General features: G+C 63.9%; 20 protein-coding genes. 15 read left to right on the forward strand and 5 right to left on the reverse strand.

What is annotated here, in order from left to right:
- Positions 1-420: 420 nt before the first annotated feature.
- Together C4E04_RS01580 and mgtA are read left to right on the forward strand one after the other, a co-directional pair.
- Positions 421-1,005, forward strand: a complete 585-nt coding sequence (locus C4E04_RS01580; RefSeq protein ID WP_109600655.1) for an Hsp20/alpha crystallin family protein — start codon at positions 421-423, stop codon at positions 1,003-1,005.
- Positions 1,006-1,095: 90 nt separating this feature from the next.
- A complete protein-coding gene (gene mgtA, locus C4E04_RS01585; protein ID WP_109594313.1) occupies positions 1,096-3,657 on the forward strand; it encodes a magnesium-translocating P-type ATPase in 2,562 nt (853 codons plus the stop codon).
- A gap of 79 nt (positions 3,658-3,736) precedes the next feature.
- Here mgtA and C4E04_RS01590 read toward each other — a convergent pair whose 3' ends face one another.
- Positions 3,737-4,747: an ABC transporter transmembrane domain-containing protein gene (locus tag C4E04_RS01590; protein ID WP_109594315.1), complete on the reverse strand. Its 1,011-nt coding sequence runs from the start codon at positions 4,745-4,747 to the stop codon at positions 3,737-3,739.
- A 395-nt stretch (positions 4,748-5,142) separates the two neighbouring features.
- On the opposite strand from C4E04_RS01590, the gene C4E04_RS01595 reads away from it, so the two are divergent.
- The 5 genes from C4E04_RS01595 to C4E04_RS01615 all read left to right on the forward strand — a co-directional run bounded on the left by C4E04_RS01595 (position 5,143) and on the right by C4E04_RS01615 (position 10,611).
- Positions 5,143-6,216, forward strand: a complete 1,074-nt coding sequence (locus C4E04_RS01595; protein ID WP_109594317.1) for an NAD(P)-dependent alcohol dehydrogenase — start codon at positions 5,143-5,145, stop codon at positions 6,214-6,216.
- 95 nt (positions 6,217-6,311) lie between these two features.
- On the forward strand, positions 6,312-7,142 hold the full coding sequence (locus C4E04_RS01600; protein ID WP_109594319.1) for a universal stress protein: 831 nt from the start codon (positions 6,312-6,314) through the stop codon (positions 7,140-7,142).
- A 37-nt stretch (positions 7,143-7,179) separates the two neighbouring features.
- Positions 7,180-9,771, forward strand: coding sequence for a cation-translocating P-type ATPase (locus tag C4E04_RS01605; RefSeq protein WP_245416202.1), 2,592 nt, complete (start codon positions 7,180-7,182; stop codon positions 9,769-9,771).
- 112 nt (positions 9,772-9,883) lie between these two features.
- The gene (locus C4E04_RS01610) at positions 9,884-10,288 is read left to right on the forward strand and encodes a hypothetical protein (RefSeq protein ID WP_109594321.1); all 405 of its coding nucleotides are present in this window, start codon (positions 9,884-9,886) and stop codon (positions 10,286-10,288) included.
- A 2-nt stretch (positions 10,289-10,290) separates the two neighbouring features.
- The gene (locus C4E04_RS01615; RefSeq protein WP_109594323.1) at positions 10,291-10,611 is read left to right on the forward strand and encodes a cytochrome c; all 321 of its coding nucleotides are present in this window, start codon (positions 10,291-10,293) and stop codon (positions 10,609-10,611) included.
- A gap of 58 nt (positions 10,612-10,669) precedes the next feature.
- Here the strand turns inward: C4E04_RS01615 and C4E04_RS01620 are convergent, their stop codons facing one another.
- The 4 genes from C4E04_RS01620 to C4E04_RS01635 form a co-directional block, all read right to left on the reverse strand.
- On the reverse strand, positions 10,670-11,176 hold the full coding sequence (locus C4E04_RS01620) for a cytochrome b (protein WP_109594326.1): 507 nt from the start codon (positions 11,174-11,176) through the stop codon (positions 10,670-10,672).
- A gap of 33 nt (positions 11,177-11,209) precedes the next feature.
- On the reverse strand, positions 11,210-12,052 hold the full coding sequence (locus C4E04_RS01625) for a universal stress protein (protein WP_109594328.1): 843 nt from the start codon (positions 12,050-12,052) through the stop codon (positions 11,210-11,212).
- Between the two features lie 61 nt (positions 12,053-12,113).
- The gene (locus C4E04_RS01630) at positions 12,114-13,106 is read right to left on the reverse strand and encodes a zinc-dependent alcohol dehydrogenase family protein (RefSeq protein WP_109594330.1); all 993 of its coding nucleotides are present in this window, start codon (positions 13,104-13,106) and stop codon (positions 12,114-12,116) included.
- 30 nt (positions 13,107-13,136) lie between these two features.
- Entirely contained in the window at positions 13,137-13,418 is a 282-nt protein-coding gene (locus C4E04_RS01635; protein WP_109594332.1) for a hypothetical protein, read from the reverse strand.
- 265 nt (positions 13,419-13,683) lie between these two features.
- Between C4E04_RS01635 and C4E04_RS01640 the strand changes: the two genes are divergently transcribed.
- The 8 genes from C4E04_RS01640 to C4E04_RS01680 all read left to right on the forward strand — a co-directional run bounded on the left by C4E04_RS01640 (position 13,684) and on the right by C4E04_RS01680 (position 18,938).
- Positions 13,684-13,881 (forward strand): hypothetical protein, encoded by a 198-nt coding sequence (locus tag C4E04_RS01640; RefSeq protein ID WP_109594336.1) that lies wholly within the window; start codon positions 13,684-13,686, stop codon positions 13,879-13,881.
- A 256-nt stretch (positions 13,882-14,137) separates the two neighbouring features.
- Positions 14,138-14,587: a dUTP diphosphatase gene (gene dut / locus C4E04_RS01645; RefSeq protein ID WP_371682026.1), complete on the forward strand. Its 450-nt coding sequence runs from the start codon at positions 14,138-14,140 to the stop codon at positions 14,585-14,587.
- A gap of 222 nt (positions 14,588-14,809) precedes the next feature.
- Positions 14,810-15,259, forward strand: a complete 450-nt coding sequence (locus C4E04_RS01650; protein WP_109594341.1) for an Rrf2 family transcriptional regulator — start codon at positions 14,810-14,812, stop codon at positions 15,257-15,259.
- A 73-nt stretch (positions 15,260-15,332) separates the two neighbouring features.
- Positions 15,333-16,295 (forward strand): cysteine synthase A, encoded by a 963-nt coding sequence (gene cysK / locus C4E04_RS01655; protein ID WP_109594343.1) that lies wholly within the window; start codon positions 15,333-15,335, stop codon positions 16,293-16,295.
- A 131-nt stretch (positions 16,296-16,426) separates the two neighbouring features.
- Entirely contained in the window at positions 16,427-16,822 is a 396-nt protein-coding gene (locus tag C4E04_RS01660) for a hypothetical protein (RefSeq protein WP_109594345.1), read from the forward strand.
- A gap of 262 nt (positions 16,823-17,084) precedes the next feature.
- Positions 17,085-17,402 (forward strand): hypothetical protein, encoded by a 318-nt coding sequence (locus tag C4E04_RS01670; protein WP_109594349.1) that lies wholly within the window; start codon positions 17,085-17,087, stop codon positions 17,400-17,402.
- A 19-nt stretch (positions 17,403-17,421) separates the two neighbouring features.
- Positions 17,422-17,601, forward strand: a complete 180-nt coding sequence (locus C4E04_RS01675; protein ID WP_109594351.1) for a hypothetical protein — start codon at positions 17,422-17,424, stop codon at positions 17,599-17,601.
- Positions 17,602-17,693: 92 nt separating this feature from the next.
- The gene (locus tag C4E04_RS01680) at positions 17,694-18,938 is read left to right on the forward strand and encodes an MFS transporter (RefSeq protein ID WP_109594353.1); all 1,245 of its coding nucleotides are present in this window, start codon (positions 17,694-17,696) and stop codon (positions 18,936-18,938) included.
- Positions 18,939-19,070: the final 132 nt, after the last annotated feature.

Consider the following 19,070-nt stretch of genomic DNA (forward strand, 5'->3'; position numbering starts at 1 on the left):
ACGATGGGGAACAGGAAGGATCCGCGAGGGCCCGTGCTCCCCGGTGAGAGCCTGCCCTGGATCGGCGGCTTCCGCCTCTCGTGTCTGGATTGTCCGGATCTGTGCCAATCGCGCACCTCCTCTGGCTCGGAACCAGACTAACGTCAGGATCTCCCGCTGCCTTGATCACGGTCAAGAGCGGGGACCCGTCCGTCGGACCGGAAGTCGGCTGAGGCAATGGCCTGGAAGAGAGGCATCTAGACGTAATCTCCATTTCGGGACGACCGGTGGAGGATTATGATCTCCGTAAGGATCGGGCGTGTTTGCTCCGACGCGCCAAGGACAAGAGTGTCCGATCCGATGCTGTCCAGTCCCAGTTGCCCCTTCCGGGGCGCGATGGCCATCCGCCCCGGATCTCTGGTCTACAAGGAGGAACGCACGATGGCCCGTAATCCTGTGACCCCCTTCCGTCCCGCCGGCGGCATGTTCCCGGGTGATCCCTTTCTCTCCCTCCATCGTGAGATGAACCGGCTCTTCGACGATACTTTCCGCGGCATAGGTCTGCCGGTTGCGGCGGGCGGCCAGAGCCAGGGAGAGCTCGGCAATTTCGTCCATGCCAGCATGAATGTGTCCGAAACCGACAAGGAGATCTCCATCACGGCGGAGCTGCCGGGCGTCAAAGAGCAGGACATCGATGTCAATCTTGACGATGACGTGCTCACCATCCGGGGCGAGAAGAAGTTTGAACGTAAGGACGAGAAGGAGAATTTCCACTTCGTCGAGCGCTCCTATGGGACCTTCCAGCGCTCCTTGAGGCTCCCCTTCGCGGTCAATCCCGATCAGGTTCAGGCCCGCTTCGAGAACGGTGTTCTGACCGTCGTCGTGCCGAAGAGCGGGCGGCAGGAGCGCTCTCGCCGTATCCAGGTTCAGGGACAAGGCCCGACTAGCCAGGGCACGATTTCCAAAGGAGAAGGGCAGGGGCAAGCCGGTAGGCCGGGTGGGTCGAGCGACACGAAATCAGGCTGAGGCACGCACAACCTGGGCCATGCACTGAGGTGGAGGATGATGGGCGGGTTTCGAGGCGGGCCCGGGACAGGACGGCGTTAGAGTGCGCCCATGCCGGCAGAAGCCCATGAAGCCCACGACGAATTCTGGTCCCTCACCGTTGAGGAAAGCTGCGCCCGGCTCGGGACCAGGCGCGAAGGGCTTTCGGGCCGTGATGCGGCCCGGTTGCTATCCACCACAGGCTTGAATGTTGCGGTCGAGCCTGTGCGCCGCAGGCTCGTGGCCAAGATCGGCAAGCGTCTTGCCGAGCCGCTGATCGCCATCCTGATCGCAGCAGCCTTGATCTCGGGCGCGACGGGGGATTGGACGAGCTTCGGCATCATCCTCACCATTCTGAGCCTTTCCATCGCGCTCGATGTCACCCAGGAGCATCGCGCCGAGGTGGCCGCCGAACTGCTCAAGCGGTCCGTCGCGATCCGCTCGCACGTCCGGCGCGACGGGAACCAAATCGACGTGCCGGTTGAAGAGATCGTCCCCGGCGACATTGTGCTGCTGCGGGCCGGCGACCTCGTCCCGGCCGACGGGATCGTCGTCGAAAGCCAGGGAGCCCATACGAACGAGGCGCTCCTGACCGGCGAGCCGTTCCCCGTCGAAAAGCGGCCCGGCCCGAGTACGGCGACGATTCCGGCGGACGCCTTTAATGCCCTGTTCGGCGGAACCACGCTGGTAAGCGGCGAAGCAACCATGCTTGTGACCGCCACCGGGCCCCGCACGCGCTTCGGCGGCATCGCCGCAGCCCTCCGATCCGAGGAGCCTCCCACATCCTTCGAACGTGGCCTGCACGCGCTCGGAGCACTGATCCTGCGCATGACGGCGTTCCTGATCATGGTTGTGCTTCTCGCCAATCTGGCTCTCCAGAGGCCCGCCCTCGAGTCCTTTCTCTTCGCGGTGGCGCTGGCGGTCGGGCTGACGCCCGAATTGCTGCCCATGATCATGACCGTGACCTTGTCGCGCGGGGCGGTGCGCATGGCGGCCCGGAAAGTCGTGGTCAAGCGCCTGGCGGCGATCCACGACCTGGGGGCCATGGATGTCCTGTGCACCGACAAGACCGGCACTCTCACGGAGGCCAGCATTGCGCTGGTCGGGCATCCGGGTTTCGACGGTGCGGATTCCGAGAAGGTGATCGAGCTTGCCGCGGTCAACAGCCGCTTCGAGAGCGGTGTCAGAAGCCCCTTGGACGATGCCATCCTGGCTCACATGCAGGAGAAGCCTCTCCCGTCGTGGCGGCGGATTGCCGATGTGCCTTTCGACTTCGAGCGTCGCCGGGTGTCCGTCCTTGCCGAGAAAGCCGGCGAGCGGTTCCTGATCGTGAAGGGAGCGCCGGAGGAAGTTCTGTCCCACTCCGCCCATGTGGATCTTGGATCGGCAGCGCCGGCTCCGCTCGATGCGGAGAGGCAGCAGGCACTGACGAAGCTGCTCGATGAAAAGTCCGCCCAGGGGCTCCGATGCCTGGGAGTGGCCTGGCGGAAAATGCCGGCCGACCGTGACAGGCCGGTCGCCGAGGACGAGCAGGATCTCGTCTTTGCAGGCTTTTGCGTCTTCGTCGATCCGCCGAAAGCGTCCGCTGCCGAGGCCATTGCCCGGCTCGAGAGTGCAGGCGTGAGAGTCAAACTCGTCTCGGGGGATGCTGCTCCGGTCCTGCGCCATATTGTCGAAGCGCTCAAGGTTCCGGCGCGGGGCATGCTGACGGGTGCGGAAATTGCCAAGCTTAGCGATACCGCCCTCGCCGTCAGGGTGGGCAAGGTCGACCTGTTCGCTCGTGTGTCGCCGGATCAGAAAACCCGGATCGTGCGGGCGCTCCAGGCCCATGGTCACACGGTCGGCTTCATCGGAGACGGGATCAACGATGCGCCTGCCATCAAGGCTGCCGATGCGGGCGTGTCGGTGGATGGCGCCTCAGACGTCGCGCGTGCCGCGGCTGACCTGATCCTGCTGGAGCACGATCTTCAGGTCGTGGCGGATGGCGTGGCCGAGGGGAGGCGCACCTATGCGAATATCATGAAGTATATCCGCATGGGGACATCTTCGAACTTCGGCAACATGCTGTCGATGGCCGTCGCTTCGCTGTTCCTTCCGTTCCTTCCGCTCACCCCCATCCAGATCCTGCTCAACAATCTGCTCTACGACCTGAGCGAGACCGGCATCCCGTTCGACAATGTCGATAAGCAGGAGACGATGCGCCCTCATGTCTGGAACATGCGGGACGTGCTGCGGTTCTCCTTGATCATGGGACCGCTTTCGTCCGCGTTCGATATCGCGACCTTCATCGTTCTGCTGCACGGGTTCGGAGCCTCGGCGGAGGGGTTCCGGACAGCGTGGTTCGTCGAGTCGATGGCGACCCAGATCCTCGTCGTATTCCTGATCCGGACGGGGATGCCGATTTGGGTCAGCAGGCCGAACCCTGTCCTGGTCGCAAGCTCCCTCACGGCTTTGGCTGGCGCTCTGGCGCTTGCCTTGACGCCGGCCAGACGGGCCCTGGGGTTCGAGTCTCTGCCTTGGCCGCTGCTGTGGACCATCGTCGCCCTGGTCGGAGGCTACCTCGTCTTGGCGGAGACCTTTAAGCATGTGGCTTTCGCGGGCGAGACGAAGCGACGGCGCCGTCCGAAGTCATGACGCTCAGAACACTCATGGGATCAATTCGCGAAGCCGAAAAGAGAAGATGGCTCAGCAGTAGACCATGGGCTCGAACCTGTCAGTCGCGCAGGTTCTTCACGGCACGACTGATCAGGTCGTATTTCGTCTGAGTGACCCTCAGATCGCGAAACCAGTTCACGAGATCGCCCCACGGCTCATTGAGCTGGCCAAGTCCCGATATGAATGCGACGACCGTGCCGACCTCGGTCTTGCCTTGGACAACATAATAGCCGCCGAGGGCGAGGATCGACGCAATGCCCAGGTGGCTCATGAGATTCATCAGGAAGTTCATGGAGAACTTCAGTCGGATGACTCCCATGTTGAGGACGAAGACCTCCTGGATGCGCGCCTGCTGGGCGCCGCTTGTAGCATTCCTGTCTCGGGGCTCTTCGACAATGCCGACGCTGATCTGACGAAGGGTCGTAACCCGGTCGGCCACCCGGCGGTTGATGGCCCGCTGCATCAGCGGAACGAAAACGAATTGCGGTGAGAAGACAGCCAGGGCGATCAAAGCCATCAGCGGCTGCAGATAGGCCATATAGGTAAACAGGCCGACGAGCAGGCCCCCCTGGAGAAGGGGTTCGGATACGCTCGTTCCCACAAATCCCCCGATAGGATCCGCCTCGTCGATCACGAGAGAGACTTCCACGCCTTTGGCAACCGCCTGCCGGTGCTCGGATGTGCTGGATCGTAGATCGTCCAGAAGAGCATTCCGGAGCCAGCGTGTGGCGCTCTCGCCGACATAGCCTCTGTAGACGTTCAGGCTAAGCTTGATCATTCCGGCCAGAGCCGCAAAGCCCGCATAGGCTATGGCAAGCAGAATGATGATCTTTGGAGTCCCACCGCGGAAGGTGTCGTTGACGATGCGCCGCTGAAGCTCAAGCGGAGCAATTCCGGCCAGGAACGCGAGGATGGAGATGAGCGCGAGCCCAAGCTGGTTATGGGCGCTCACAAGCCAAATGAAGCCGAAGAGGCTGGGAGGGGTTTTGGCGGGAGAACGGAACCGGGTTGCTTCGGCCTTGACCGAAAGATCCTCTGCACGATGGTGCGGTGAGGTCTGCCGCAGCACAGCAACGCCTCCTGAATCTGGTTGGCGCTAAAATTTCTATTTGCTCAAGCAAGGTCCACGCTTTGCGCCAGATCAATCTACTCCGAGAGAGCCTGCTGCAATATGTTTATTGTCTAGTGCGCATCGGAGGCCAGTTGTTCTAAATTCGTGGTAGCAGATTGGATGTTCATGACGAGAACTTCCGGCCAAGCTTTCCAGCGTCGGGGTAGGGCTGCGGGAAAATGTTCCGCATCGACCGCCGTCGACGTGTTGAAGAAGGTCGGCTCGGGCCCTGGGGCACCGCAGTGTTTTCTGTCGGTGCGCTCCGCCGAATAGTCGTGCCGGGTCGGTCACGCCTTAACGAAGCGCCATTGCGTGATAGAGTTGAACGAGCTCAATCCTGAAAAGGAATGGCTATGCCCAAGATGAAAGCCGCCGTCTTTGTCGAGCCCGGACGCATTGTCCTCGACGAGAAGCCTGTTCCGGATATCGGTCCCCTCGATGCGCTTGTCCGCATAACCACCACAACGATCTGCGGCACTGACATCCATATTCTCAAAGGCGAGTATCCGGTCGCCCGCGGCCTCACCATCGGGCACGAGCCCGTCGGCATTATCGAGAAGCTCGGTTCTGCCGTGCAAGGCTATCGGGAAGGTCAGAGGGTCATCGCTGGGGCGATCACCCCGAGCGGGCATAGCGCGGCCTGCCTGTGCGGCTGCCACTCGCAGGACGGGGCGGGCACCAAGCACGGGTGGAAGCCGATGGGCGGGTGGCGCTTCGGCAACACCATCGATGGCTGCCAAGCTGAGTATGTGCGGGTTCCGGACGCCATGGCGAATCTTGCGCCCGTGCCGGAGGGGCTGACCGACGAGCAGGTGCTGATGTGCCCCGATATCCTGTCGACAGGGTTCTCGGGGGCCGAAAGCGGCCACATCCGCATCGGCGATACGGTGGCCGTCTTCGCCCAAGGCCCCATCGGGCTCTGTGCCACGGCCGGCGCCCGATTGATGGGCGCCGCCAGGATCATTGCAGTCGAGAGCGTGCCCTCGCGCATGGAAATGGCGCGCCGGATGGGAGCGGACCACGTGGTCGACTTCACGAAAGGCGATCCCGCCGAGGAGATCCGGAATCTCACCGACGGGCGGGGTGTCGATGTCTCCATCGAGGCGCTCGGGCGCCAGGAGACCTTTGAGGCTGCCCTGCGGGTGCTTCGACCCGGCGGGACATTGTCGTCCCTCGGCGTCTATTCGGGCGATCTGAAGATTCCCCTCGACAGCTTCCTGGCGGGACTTGGCGATCACACCATTCGGACGACGCTCTGCCCAGGCGGAAAAGAGCGTATGCGGCGGCTTCTCGCCATCGTTGCATCGGGACGTGTCGACACCCGACCACTGGTGACACACCGCTTCAAGCTCGATCAGATCGAGGAGGCTTACGATCTGTTCGGCCATCAGCGCGACGGCGTCCTGAAGGTGGCGATCACACCGTAATCCGGCCCGTGCATCGTTCCGGCCGCCATCTGTCCCGTGCCGGGCCTAACCCGGCTGGCGCGGCAGCCGTATCCGGCCTCGCGGAGAAGAGAGCGATGATCAAGGATATCATGGTGCATCTCGACGGAACGCCGGAGGACGAGATCCGACTGAACCATGGGCTTGCCCTCGCGTCGACCAGGCGAGCCCATCTGATCGGGATCCTCACCAATCTGCTGCCCGATCTCACCATGACCACGCCGGTGGATGCCCGCGCGGCTGCGCGGCAGGTGCTCGCCGCACTTGAGGCAAAAGCCCGCCAGGAGGGCGACATCGCCGCCGGGCGCCTTGCCGGGCGACTGGCTGGCCTCCAGGTGCCGAACGAACTGCGCCGGCTTGACGAAACCTTCAGCGTTCTGTCGGCGAAAGTCGTGGAGCAGGCGCGCTGTGCTGATCTGTTCATCGCCACCCGGCCCTATGGCGTGACCGAAATCCCCGTCTGGCTGGATCTTGTGGAGGCTGTGCTCTTCGGCAGCGGGCGCGCGCTCCTTCTCGTTCCGCCGCACCACCGCGAAGGTCCCATCCGGACCGTTCTGGTCGCGTGGAACGGAACCCGCGAGTCGGCTCGCGCGCTGCGTGAGGGGCTGGAATTCATCGAACAGGCTGTGCGCACGCTGGTTCTCGTGGTGGATCCGGCTCCGGACGCGATGCCCTGGACAAACGTGAGGCACCACTTGGCCCACCACGGTGTCGTGGCGGATGTCACCACGGCGGACAGTCGCGACCGCGGGATCGCAGATCTCATCCTCGACGAAGCGCGCCGTGTGTCTGCGGATCTTATTGTCATGGGGGCCTATGGCCACACGCGCTTCCGGGAGCAGGTGCTCGGCGGCGCGACACGGGACATGCTGAGGAGCACGGAAAACCTGCTGCTTCTGGCCCATTGAGGACAAATACGCGGCCGAATGCAGGACGGGACTGCTTATGCGCGCACAAATGGCATCGACCGGCACTGAGACCGGTGCTGAAGCGGGTGTCTCTGCCGGGCTTGCGGGTCTTGAGGAGGCCGAAGCGCAGCGCCGCCTCGCGCAATATGGCCCGAACATCGTCCAGGAGAAGCGCTCCCGCGACGTTCCTGACATCGTCCGCGGAGTTCTTCGCGAGCCGATGTTTCTGCTCCTCATATCAGCCGCAGGCCTTTATCTGCTGCTCGGCGATACCGGCGAGGGATTGTTTATGATGGCCAGCGCCGTCGGAACGATCGGCCTGGTGGTCCTGCAGGAGGTCAGAAGCGAGCGCGCCCTGGCGGCTCTCCAGGAGCTTGCAGAGCCATTTGCCAGGGTAGTCCGGGGCGGGGCCGAAAGGAGCGTCCCGGCGCGCGACCTCGTCCCGGGCGATCTCTTTCTCATCGGCGAAGGAGAGCGTTTTCCTGCCGACGGCATTCTAGGAGCCGGCGACAGGCTTACCGTGGACGAATCCGTCCTCACGGGCGAGTCCGTCCCGGTCGGCAAAATTCCGTCCGTCGGTCTTGTCATCGATACCGGCGATCTCGAACCGGGGGGAGACGGCGCGCCATATGTCTTCGCCGGGACCTTGAACCTGTGCGGGCAAGGCACGGTCCATGTTGTCCGGACAGGTGCCGCAACACGCCTGGGGCGCATCGGTGCCGCGCTTGCCGCTATCGATGAAGAGCCGACACCTTTGCAGAAAACGACAGGTGCTCTCATCGCCAGGCTTGGGATCCTAGCGATCGGCTTCTGCGTGATCATTGCGGCACTCCATGGCGTTCTGCGGAATGATTGGATCGGTGGTGCCCTGTCCGGGATGACATTTGCCATAGCGCTGTTGCCGGAAGAGTTTCCGATGATACTGGCGATTTTTATGGCACTCGGAGCCTTCCGCTTGGCGCGGCATAAAACGCTTGTGCGCCGCGCAGCTGTCATCGAGACTCTCGGGGCCACGACCTTCCTGTGCGTCGACAAGACCGGGACCCTGACCGAGAGCCGGATGGTTCTCACCACCGTGTGGCTTGACGGAAAAGCCCAGGAGATCGGAGGCGACGAGGCGATTGCGGGCGATTGCGCCACACTTCTGAAGACCGTCGCTCTCGCCTCGGCCGTTCGGCCTGTAGATCCTATGGATCAGGCTGTTCGGGAGCTGGTGCCCAGGCTGATCCCCCAGGTGGATACCGCAGCTTCCCCACTTCGGACATATCCGCTTCGTCCCGAACTCCCAGCCTTCGTCCAAGTGTGGGGAGATTCGGCGGGCAGTGTGCTTTACGCGGCCAAAGGAGCACCGGAGGCAATCTTTTCCCTTTGCCGCATGAAGGAGGAAAAACGAGCCGCAATGGAGAAGGCTGTTGCCGACTTGGCAAGGCGGGGCCTGCGGATACTGGGTGTAGCAATCGCCTATCAGGAACAGGACCGCGGAGTTTCTCCGGAGGCTCTCGTATTTCAGTTTGAAGGCTTGGTCGGCTTCGCGGATCCCATCCGGGCACATGTCCCACAGGCTGTCGCCGAGGCGAAGAAGGCCGGCATTACGGTCGCGATGATCACGGGCGACTATCCAGCGACGGCCGTCGAGATCGCACGCCAAGCGGGGATTGACGTAAATGCCGGCGTAGTGACGGGAGCCGAGATAGCCAAGCTTGCCCCAGAGGGCCTGCAAGAGATCGTGCGGCACATTCGAGTCTATGCTCGCATTGTGCCGGAGCAGAAGCTTGCCCTGGTGAAAGCCTTGAAGGCCGGTGGCGAGATTGTCGCCATGACCGGAGACGGCATCAACGATGCTCCGGCGCTTGAAGCAGCGCATGTCGGTATCGCCATGGGCCGACGCGGCACCGATGTTGCCCGCGAGGCCGCCGACATCGTGCTGCTCGACGACAGCTTCGTCTCGATCATCGAAGGCGTGCGCCTCGGGCGGCGTATCTTTGTAAACCTGCGCAAGGCTCTGACTTACGCAACGGCGATACACGTGCCCATTGCCGGATTGGCCCTTCTGCCCATCCTCACAGGCCTGCCGCCGATCCTTTATCCGATGCATGTGGTCCTGCTGGAGCTGGTGATCGACCCTGTCTGCTCCCTCGCCTTCGAGGGTGAACCCAGCGAGCGACATATAATGGAAAAGCCGCCCCGCCCTGCCAATGAAGTGCTGTTTGGATCCTCGCAGGTCATATTCGGGCTTGCTCAAGGAGCCATCGTTCTTGCAGCCGTCTTCGGGCTCTACCTATGGGCGCTGAATGGTGGCGTGCCCGAGGTGCAGGCGCGGGCTGTGGCGTTCATCGCCCTTGTGGTTGGCAATCTGGCCCTTGCATTTGCCGATGCGGCTGAGCCGGGGACGTCCTTCTTCGACAGGAGGCGTCTGGCATTCTGGGGAATCAGTGCCGGGGCCACTGTCATTGTCGCTGCGGCGCTTTATGTGCCGTCCCTGTCAGCCATCCTCCGGGTTGCCCCTCCAAGCCTGTCATGGCTGGCAACTCTTCTGCCGATCGCGGTTCTCGCCGGGGGCTGGTACGGGTTCGTTAGGTTGCTCCGGGCTGCGGGAGCGCCAAGTGAGGGGCAGCAGACGGCTGCATGACGCGCATCGCTCTTGCGCTCCAAATTGATTGGGATCAAGGTTCTGAGGCTGTATCGGCCATAGCCTTCATCATGGGTCTTATACGGATGGTCTCCAGGTTCGGGAGGATCGAGTGCTCCATCACATCACGCTTCATCTTGCCCGCAGCAAGGAGTTTCCGGAAGGAAGTGCCCAGCACGGATACGAGATCACCGCACCCTTGAACGAGGAGGGGCGTCTCGATCAGGAAGAGTGGATGCGGCACAGGGCCCAGTGCCGGGTGCGCCGGTTCTGGGAAAATGAAGCGGACCGGCAAGGTGTGCTCGTGCATAGACCGGGCGGGGCCGGCGGCGCGACCTGGATGATCGACTATGACCAGAACCGCTTTGGTGACGAGGAGGCCGGCTACAGGCTCAACCAGCACCGCTTCGTGCAGGGCGAGTATGTCACGATCCAGGACGAGGACGAGAAGCCCTACACGTTTCAGGTCGTCGCCGTGCGGCCAGTCGGCCAGGCCGTGGCAGCGAATGGGGGCTGAGCATGGTCCGCTTGGTGACTCTCTCGTGCGTTGCCCTTCTCCTGACCCCGTGGGCAGCCCTGGGCCAGGAAGGGCGGGTGCAGCGCGGTCGGGTCTTTGCCCAGACGAATTGCGCACAATGCCATGCCATTGGCCGTTTCGGCGACAGCCCCATTCCGGAGGCGCCACCATTCCGGACGCTCCATTTGCGCTACCCGGTGGATGATCTGGCCGAAGCTTTCGCAGAAGGCATTACGACGGGACATCCCACCATGCCCCAGTTCCAGCTGGACCCTGCCCAGATCAACGATCTCATCGCATATCTCCGATCGGTTCAGCGCTAGAGCATCGTGTTGTCCGCCACAGGCGGCATGGAATGCCGGCCGTGGCGGCCTGATCGGATCAAACCGGGTTCATGCGTTGCATGGTTCCGTCGCGGAGCACGAACTGGTGCCACAGGGCGATGAGGGCATGAAGGCCGGCCAGGATCAGGATGAGCGTGCCGCCGGTCTCGTGAAGCTCGGCGATGGGGCCGGGTGCGCCCTGTACGGAGGCCGCAAGGGCCGGCAGCGGCAGGCCGAAGAACGACACCGGCACGCCGAGCCGCGAGGCGGCGTACCAGCCGGAGAGCGGCAAGGCGATCATGAAGAGGTAGAGCACGCCGTGGCCGACCTTGGCGGCGAGGTTGAGCCAGGGGCTGTGCGGATCCTCGATGCGGGCTTTGCTGCCCCACCAGCGGGCGACCAGGCGCGGCAGCACGAGCAGGAGCACGGCCAGCCCGAGCGAGAAATGCAGCACAGGCGGGTTGAGGCGGACTTGGCGTCCGCCCTCGGCCGTGAGCCAGGCCGCCAGGATCAGCACGGCCATGGCCCAGTGAAGAAGGATCAGAGACTTCGAATAGCGCGGCATCGATGAGGTCTTTCTGGTCTGGTATCCAATGGGTCAGTAGGAGAGGAACAGTGGGACCGGGGAGGATTTGAGGAGGGATTGGGTCGTGCCTCCGAGCATTCTCTGGCGCAGGCGCGAGTGCACGAAGGCCCCCATCACGATCATGTCCGCATGGGTCAGGATCGCGTGATTGCGCAAAGTTTCGGCGACATCGCCATGGGTGGCCGTGAGGTTCAGCACGCTCACCTTGACGCCATGGCGGGACAGATGAGGCGCGATCTCCACGCCCGGAACCGTATTCCTGAGATCCTTCTCGCCCGTGATGCTGACAAGCTCGACCCTTTCGGCGCCTCGCAGGAACGGCATGGCGTCGTTGAGCGCGCGCGCCGCCTTGGCGCTGCCGTCCCAGGCCACCACAATCCGCGCTCCTGCGAATGTCTCCCGGCCGGGCGGAACGACGATGAGGGGGCGCCCGCTTTCCGTCAGGACGGCCTCGATCAGACCGCGGTCGACCGCAAGAGCGACCGGTTCCGCGTCCATCACGGTCAAGTCATGGGTTCGGGCGAGAGCCGCGAAACTCCTCACCAGATCCTGATAGGCGAGCTGCGGCGCTTCCGTCGTGCATGAGATTCCGGATGTTTCGGCCGTCTGCCGGGCCAGATCGGCGGCAGCATTTGCAAGGGCATCGAGCCGACGGTTCTCGGCAGCCGCAAGGCCTGCCGCGAACTTGCTGACGAAGGCATGCGTGAGGGCGAGCTTCAACGAGGCGGCCTGGACGGTCGCATGGGCTCCGGCTTCGCGGGCGAGCGAAAGCCCGTATGCCAGGGCCGAAGAGGTCTCATCCTCGTCGCCCTCCTTGGTCAGGCCGATCAGGATGCTGCGGATGTTCTCAAGCACGGAATTCTCCTCGCGGGATAGAAGTACATGGATGGTGGGCGGTTTCGGTCGTCATCTGCGGTCAGTGCCGTCCCGGAACGAGAACCGCCGCGCCCTGGAGCCTGCCTGCCCGAAGATCGTCCAGAGCTTCGTTGGCGGCCTCCAGGGGGTAGGGCACCGTTTCGGTTCTCACCCGGGCCTCCCGAGCGACCGATAGAAAGTCATGCGCGTCCTGCCGGGTGAGGTTCGCTACGGACAGGATCTGTCGCTCCCCCCATAACAGGCGGTAGGGAAACCGGGGGATGTCGCTCATATGGATTCCGCCGCAGACGACCCGACCGCCCTTGGCCGTCGCCTGCAGGGCCACGGGCACCAGATCGCCCACCGGCGCGAAGATGATGGCCGCATCGAGCCGCCCGGGCGGCTCCTCGTCCGAGCCTCCGGCCCAAGCCGCGCCCAGCGAACGGGCGAATTCCTGGGCCGCGCTGTCGCCCGGGCGCGTGAAGGCAAAGACTTGCCGGTGCTGCCAGAGACAGACCTGGGCGATGATGTGAGCGGCCGCTCCGAAGCCGTAGATGCCGATCGTTCGAGCATCTCCCGCCGCGACCAGCGATCGCCAGCCGATCAGACCGGCACAGAGGAGAGGCGCGAGAGCAACGGGATCTTCGCCCTCCGGCAGTGGAAACGCGTAGGCGGCGTCGGCCACCACATGGGACGCGAAGCCGCCGTCGCGGGTATAGCCCGTGAACAGCGGCTCGTCGCAGAGGTTTTCCCGGCCCGAGGCGCAATAGGGGCAATGCCCGCAGGTGTGGCCAAGCCAGGGAACGCCCACGCGCTGCCCGATTTTGAGAGTGGCGACCCCCTCGCCGAGCGCATCGACCCGCCCCACGATCTCATGGCCGGGAATGACAGGCAGCTTCGGGTTCGGTAGGTCGCCGTCCACGACGTGAAGGTCGGTGCGGCAGACGGCACAGGCCTCCAGAACCAAGCGGATCTCGCCGGGTCCGGGGTCAGGCAGGGGGCGTGTCTCGAGAACCAGAGGCGTACACACCTTGTGGAGGACCATCGCCTTCATGGTTCGAGCGTCCCGTCACCCTGCAGCGCTTCAGTCGAAGCAAGACCTGATCCGTTCCTGCAGGTTCTCGAGGGCCGCAACATAAGGCGCGCGGCGCTCCTGGTGGCACCGGCGAAGGTGTGCGATCTGCCGGCGCTTGAGGCTCTCGTCATCCTCACTGCGTTCGACGGCATCAAGCTCCTGCTCGCAGACGAGGTCGATATCGGCAAGGTCGGCTAGGAGCGACTGGAGCCGCGGCAGAATGTCGGGCGCATACACCCTGTCCATGCCCGGTCTTTCCAGGGAGCGCGAATATTGCACGTCTGTCGGCATAGCCTTCTCCGCAATTGCACCGGTTCCGGAAGAGGGGTTGTCTAAACCTTCACTGAGATTATGCCTGGAATTCGATGAATCCGAGGCAGTTTGGCGCCGCTCTTCCTGGAATTCAGGTCAATAAAACAATGCTGAACTGCCTCGACCGAAGTTGCTTTGATTGAGATCAAAGAAAATCTATAAGTTAATGGCAGTTTGGAGAAAATTTGATGGAGGCGCGTCTGGCGCGGCCATTCGGGCCTCCTGGTCGACAGAGGATAAGGCCATGGTTTCCTGGGTTGCCCGTATCTTGATGATCGTCGCGGGCGTCGTAACGGGTTGGGTCGTTGCTGCGGATGCGCCGAATTTCGGGATTATCCAGGTGATCGTGGCGCTCTTCATGGTCACGCTCATCGTGGCAGTGCTGGCCTTCTGGCCCTCCAACTGGACGACCTGGCTCAATCGCCTGCAGCGGTCCCGATAGTCGACGTCGCGTCCGTTGCGCGTGCAGGGTCCGATTCCGGACCCGGAGGGAGCCTGTGTTCCATCGCTTTTGCCCCTTGAAAATCGAAGCCTGGTGAAGCTGCCTCCGGCAGAACGTGCTCCTGCCTGGGGCATCGCGGTGCCGTTTTCATTGGCTGCCTGATTGAGCCCGTGGTCGATGCGCGATATTGCGTTCCCGACCCATCCGTTGAGGCTTGACGTTGACGCTTAATTTAACGCCCCGAGTTGAAGTCAAAGTGCTCGATCCGCGCGTGCGGGAATGGGGCCTGCCGCGCTATCAAAGCGCGATGGCTGCTGCGATCGATCTGTTCGCCTGCATTGATGAGGCCATTGTCCTGGCTCCCGGCACGCCCGCTCAGTTGATCCCGTCCGGCATTGCGATCCACATGGCCAACGAGCATATGGTTGCGGTGATCGCGCCGCGCTCCGGGCTTGGCCATAAGAAGGGTCTGGTTCTGGGCAATCTTCAGGGCGTGATCGACGCGGATTATGTCGGCCCCATCATGATCAGCGTCTGGAACCGCAGTGCCCCTGGCACCGAACCTATCGTGATCGAACCTGGCGAGCGTATCGCGCAGATGATGTTCGTGCCGATCCTTCGCCCGACTTTCGAGGTGGTGGAGGACTTCACGCGCAGCAGCGACCGGGGAGACGGCGGTTTCGGATCGACCGGTGACGCTCAGTAACGTGGTTTCGGGCTTGAACGAGCCTATCTTAAAGTGCTTGGGTAAGACTTCCTCTCCGAAGACGCTGCTTCACGCGAGCGCACAGGTGAACACAAAATTGCCCAGCATGCACAGCCGGTTCACCCCCAACCTTACACCGCCTGGAGAGTGCCATTTCGAGGCTTGGGCGCTCCCCGTCCCGCCTTGGCAGAAGGGCTTTATGGGGCTGCGGGGGAGGGCGCGATGAACATTCTTTCGCGCCGTGCGCTCCTCGCCATCTCGGCCGTTACGGACATTGCGCTGTATGCCCGGCCTATGCCGGTCTCGGCCAAGGCTCTCGCGGCCCGTCACAATCTGCCCCCCCGGCATCTGGAGCCAGTGCTGCAGGCCCTCGTCCGCAACGGAATTCTCAAGGGCGTGCGCGGCCCGCGCGGCGGGTACGAACTCGCCCGGGAGCGGCGGCGGATCAGGGCCGGCGATATCGTGCGTGTGGCGATGACCGCCTATGAGGATGAGGGTGCCTCCCCGCTGCCGGAATCGCGCCTTGCGGAGAACGTCGTCGCTCCCCTCGTGCGGGAGGGTTTCGAAGCCTTCCTGGCCGAACTCGATCAGGTGACCGTTGAGGATCTCTGCAACCGGGCTCAGGACGAGGCTGCGGTTGAGCAGAGCTCTACATCTGATTTCACAATATAAAATGTACAAATACGAATTTATCGACACGCTTCGTAAAAAAGGATAATTATCGCTCTGAAACAAGGAGAGTTCCATGGCTGACAATGTCCAGAAGCCCGGCCGGGGCCGGATCTACGGCTCCATCACGGAGACCATCGGCAACACGCCTCTCGTTCGCCTGAACCGTCTGCCCCAGGAGCGCGGGATCGACGCCGAGATTCTGGTCAAGCTCGAGTTCTTCAACCCGATCGCGAGCGTCAAGGACCGTATCGGCGTAAGCATGATTGACGCCATGGAGGGCTCCGGGGCGATCAAGCCGGGCGCGACTCTCATCGAGCCGACCTCCGGTAATACGGGCATTGCACTCGCTTTCGTCGCGGCGGCGCGGGGTTACCGGCTCATCCTGGTGATGCCCGAGACCATGTCCATGGAGCGCCGCAAGATGCTGGCCTATCTCGGCGCGGAGCTTGCCCTGACGCCGGGCCCGCTCGGCATGAAGGGCGCCATTGCCAAGGCCGAGGAGCTCTTGAAGGAGATCCCGGGCTCCGTGATTCCGCAGCAGTTCAAGAACCCGGCCAATCCGGAGATCCACCGCAAGACCACCGCGGAGGAGATCTGGAACGATACGGACGGGAAGCTCGATGCCTTCGTGGCCGGCGTCGGCACCGGCGGCACGATCACGGGCGTCGGTCAGGTGCTCAAGCCCCGCCTGCCGAACCTCAAGATCATCGCCGTGGAGCCGGAGGATTCCGCTGTTCTCTCAGGTGGCCAGCCGGGACCGCACAAGATCCAGGGCCTGGGCGCCGGCTTCGTGCCGGACGTGCTCGACCGTTCGATCATCGACGACGTCGTGACCGTCAGCAACCAGACCGCCTTCGACACCGCCCGCCAGCTCTCCAAGCTCGAAGGCATCCCGGGCGGCATCTCCACGGGCGCCAACGTGGCGGCGGCACTCGAGGTCGCGGCACGGCCGGAATTCAAGGGCAAGCGCATCGTCACGGTCGCGCCCTCCTTTGCGGAGCGCTACATTTCGAGCCCGCTCTTCGAAGGGCTCTGAAGCCGCTTGCACAGACGATCCGAAAGGGCGGCCGCAAGCCGCCCTTTTCTTTTGCGTGAGGCGAAGCTTAGCCAGAACCTAACTCCTTCCGCCGGGTTGCCCTTGAAACACATGCATTCGAGGAGCCTGCGATGGCGGACAGACAAGGACCCCATTCCCTGAAAGACCGGACCGCGGATCAGATCCGCAACGAGCAGCGCAGCGGCGGTGTCGCCGATACGGCGAATAAAGGCCCCGAGGCCAACGAGACCATGCGCAAGGTCTGGGACGAGCCCGGAGGGGAGGCCTATGCCTATCGCCAGTCCATGGGCGGCGCAGGCAACCGGGACGAAGGGCATGCCGAGCTGACGGCCGCCGAGACCCCCGAGACCACAAAGCATCTGAGCGACGCCAGCCTCTCACCGAAAGACAAGGACGCCACTGCGGACGCCATCGAGCGTGCGACGGCCATTACCGGACGCGAGGGCGACGACCGGGCCGGGAAGGACGGCTCCGCTAAAGGCTCGGCCAAGCGCAGCGGTCGATGAGGCACGAGGAGGGTCGTATGGGCAATGCAGGCTACGGCAACGCCACGGACGATACGGGCAGGACAACCGGTCAGAGGGCCCACGAGCCGGCTTCCAAGAGGAAGCCAAGTGAGGGCGATAAGCGCAAAATGCCCTCCGCCGGACCCCACGCGGATCCGACACTCACGAACCCCGATGCGACGCCCGGAACCGGCGCGCTCACTCCGCCCGGTGCGAACGACGAGACCGATTCGGGAACCGGCTAGGCCGGCAGGAGACGGGTATGTCGAACAAAGATCAGGAACAGCCGCGAGTGCCGACCGAACGACCGGATCCCAAGGCCGCTTCCCGCGACCCGCAGCCCGGCGCGAAGGATCGCCCCGGCTTCGACCTCGGCGGTACGGCAGAGGACAATAAGAGCACGGTGGGCTCGAACGTGATTCCGGGCGGCCCCAAGAGCGATCCAGCGCCTGGAGGCGAAGGAACCGGCCGCGCCGGCGGTCTCACGGACCCAAGCGGATCGCGCTCCCTGGGCAACCGGTCTGGGCCCGGCTCGGCCAGCGGCGGCGGCTCGACGGACGGCTCCGGTGGCCCGTCTTGAGGAACCGAAGGACAGCATTATGACGACCGGTAAGAAAAACCCCGGGAACCGCCGCGGTGTCCAGCCAAGCGAAGCGGACATCGCGGCTCCCCGCCTGACGCCCCAGGGCCGCACAGGACCTGCCGGCAAGGGCGAGGATTCGACCGATCCCATGGGTCAGGGCGCCAAGAAGGGGCAGGGGGACAAGGCCGAGGGCTGAGGCCGGCTCAAATCTTCATCGTAGGAAACGGGTGGGTTCCCCCCGCGGGACAGCGGTAGGCAGGAGAAGATTCTCTCCGCCGGATATCCGCCATGTCCCAGCCCCTGCCCGATACCTTGCCTCCCTCCTTCCGATCCCTTGCCTGGTCGAACCTCGCAGCCCAATCCGCCGAGCAGATCGGGCTCGCGGCAGCGCCCCTCATTGCCGTTCTGGCGCTCGGCGCCGGTCCTGCAGAGACCGGACTGCTCGCGGCCGTGCAGACCCTTCCGTTCCTGCTTCTCTCCTTTCCGGCCGGCATCTTGGCCGACCGGGTGTCCCGCCGTCGGCTGATGGTCATAGCCGAGGGCTTCCGGGCCCTCGCGCTCGTGGCCCTGCCGGTTCTTGCCCTGCTCGGCTTCCTGTCGATACCGCTTTTAGCGGTGCTGGGCTTCGCGGCTGCTACCGGCACGGTGGTTTTCAGCGTCGCAGCGCCCGCGCTCGTCCCTTCTCTCGTGGGACGCGGCCAGCTCGCGAGAGCGAACGGTCGTCTCGAACTGGCGCGCAGCATCGCCTATGCGGCCGGGCCCGCTCTCGCGGGCAGCCTAGTCGGATGGCTCGGAGCCTCGCCGACCTTCGTGCTGGCGGCGGCCCTTTCGGTGCTCGCCATCCTGCTCCTGGCCCGGGTCCCGGAGGCGCCGCGTCCGCACGCCCTCCCGCGCGACCTCCGCCGCGAGCTTGCGGAAGGCGCAGCCTTCGCTTGGCGGCATCCGCTGCTCAGGCCGATCCTGCTCACGGCCGTGGCCTGGAACCTCGCTTGGTTCGTCCTGCAGGCGGCCTATGTGCCCTATGCGGCCCATATCCTTGGCCTCTCGGCTTCCGGGATCGGCACCACGATGGCGGCCTATGGCCTCGGCATGATTCTGGGCGCTCTCCTGGCGCCACGACTGGCCGCCCGCCTGACCTTCGGGGCCGCCATCGTGGTGGGCCCCGCGGTATCCGTCGCGGCGGCCCTAGCGATGGTGGCGACGCTATGGTGGCCGACAGGCCTTCTCGCGGCCCTGTCGTTCTTCCTGTTCGGCGCCGGTCCGATTCTGTGGACGATCGGCCAGACGACGCTTCGCCAGACCGTGACGCCGATGGCCCTCCTGGGCCGTGTCTCGGCTCTCAACATGACCGTGACGGCGGGGGCGCGGCCCATCGGAGCTGCGGCCGGGGCGATCCTGGGCGGGGTCTACGGGCCGGAAGCCTGCATCGTCGTCGCCGCCTTCGGTTTCCTGGTGCAGCTCCTGATTATTCTGTCTTCGCCGGTTGCAAGATTGCCGACGCTCCCGGAACCCATCACGGAGCCGGCCGCTTAAGGCCCCTGACGTGAAATCGAACTCGCGTCCGCGGCTTTGAGCTTCTGTTCTTGAGCATCTTTTCACGCAAAACCGGTTCCCACTTTTGCGTCCGATGCTCTGGCCTGACAACGAAAAAGCCGCCCTCTCGGG

The sequence above is a fragment of the Microvirga sp. 17 mud 1-3 genome (assembly GCF_003151255.1).
Classification (GTDB): Bacteria; Pseudomonadota; Alphaproteobacteria; order Rhizobiales; family Beijerinckiaceae; genus Microvirga.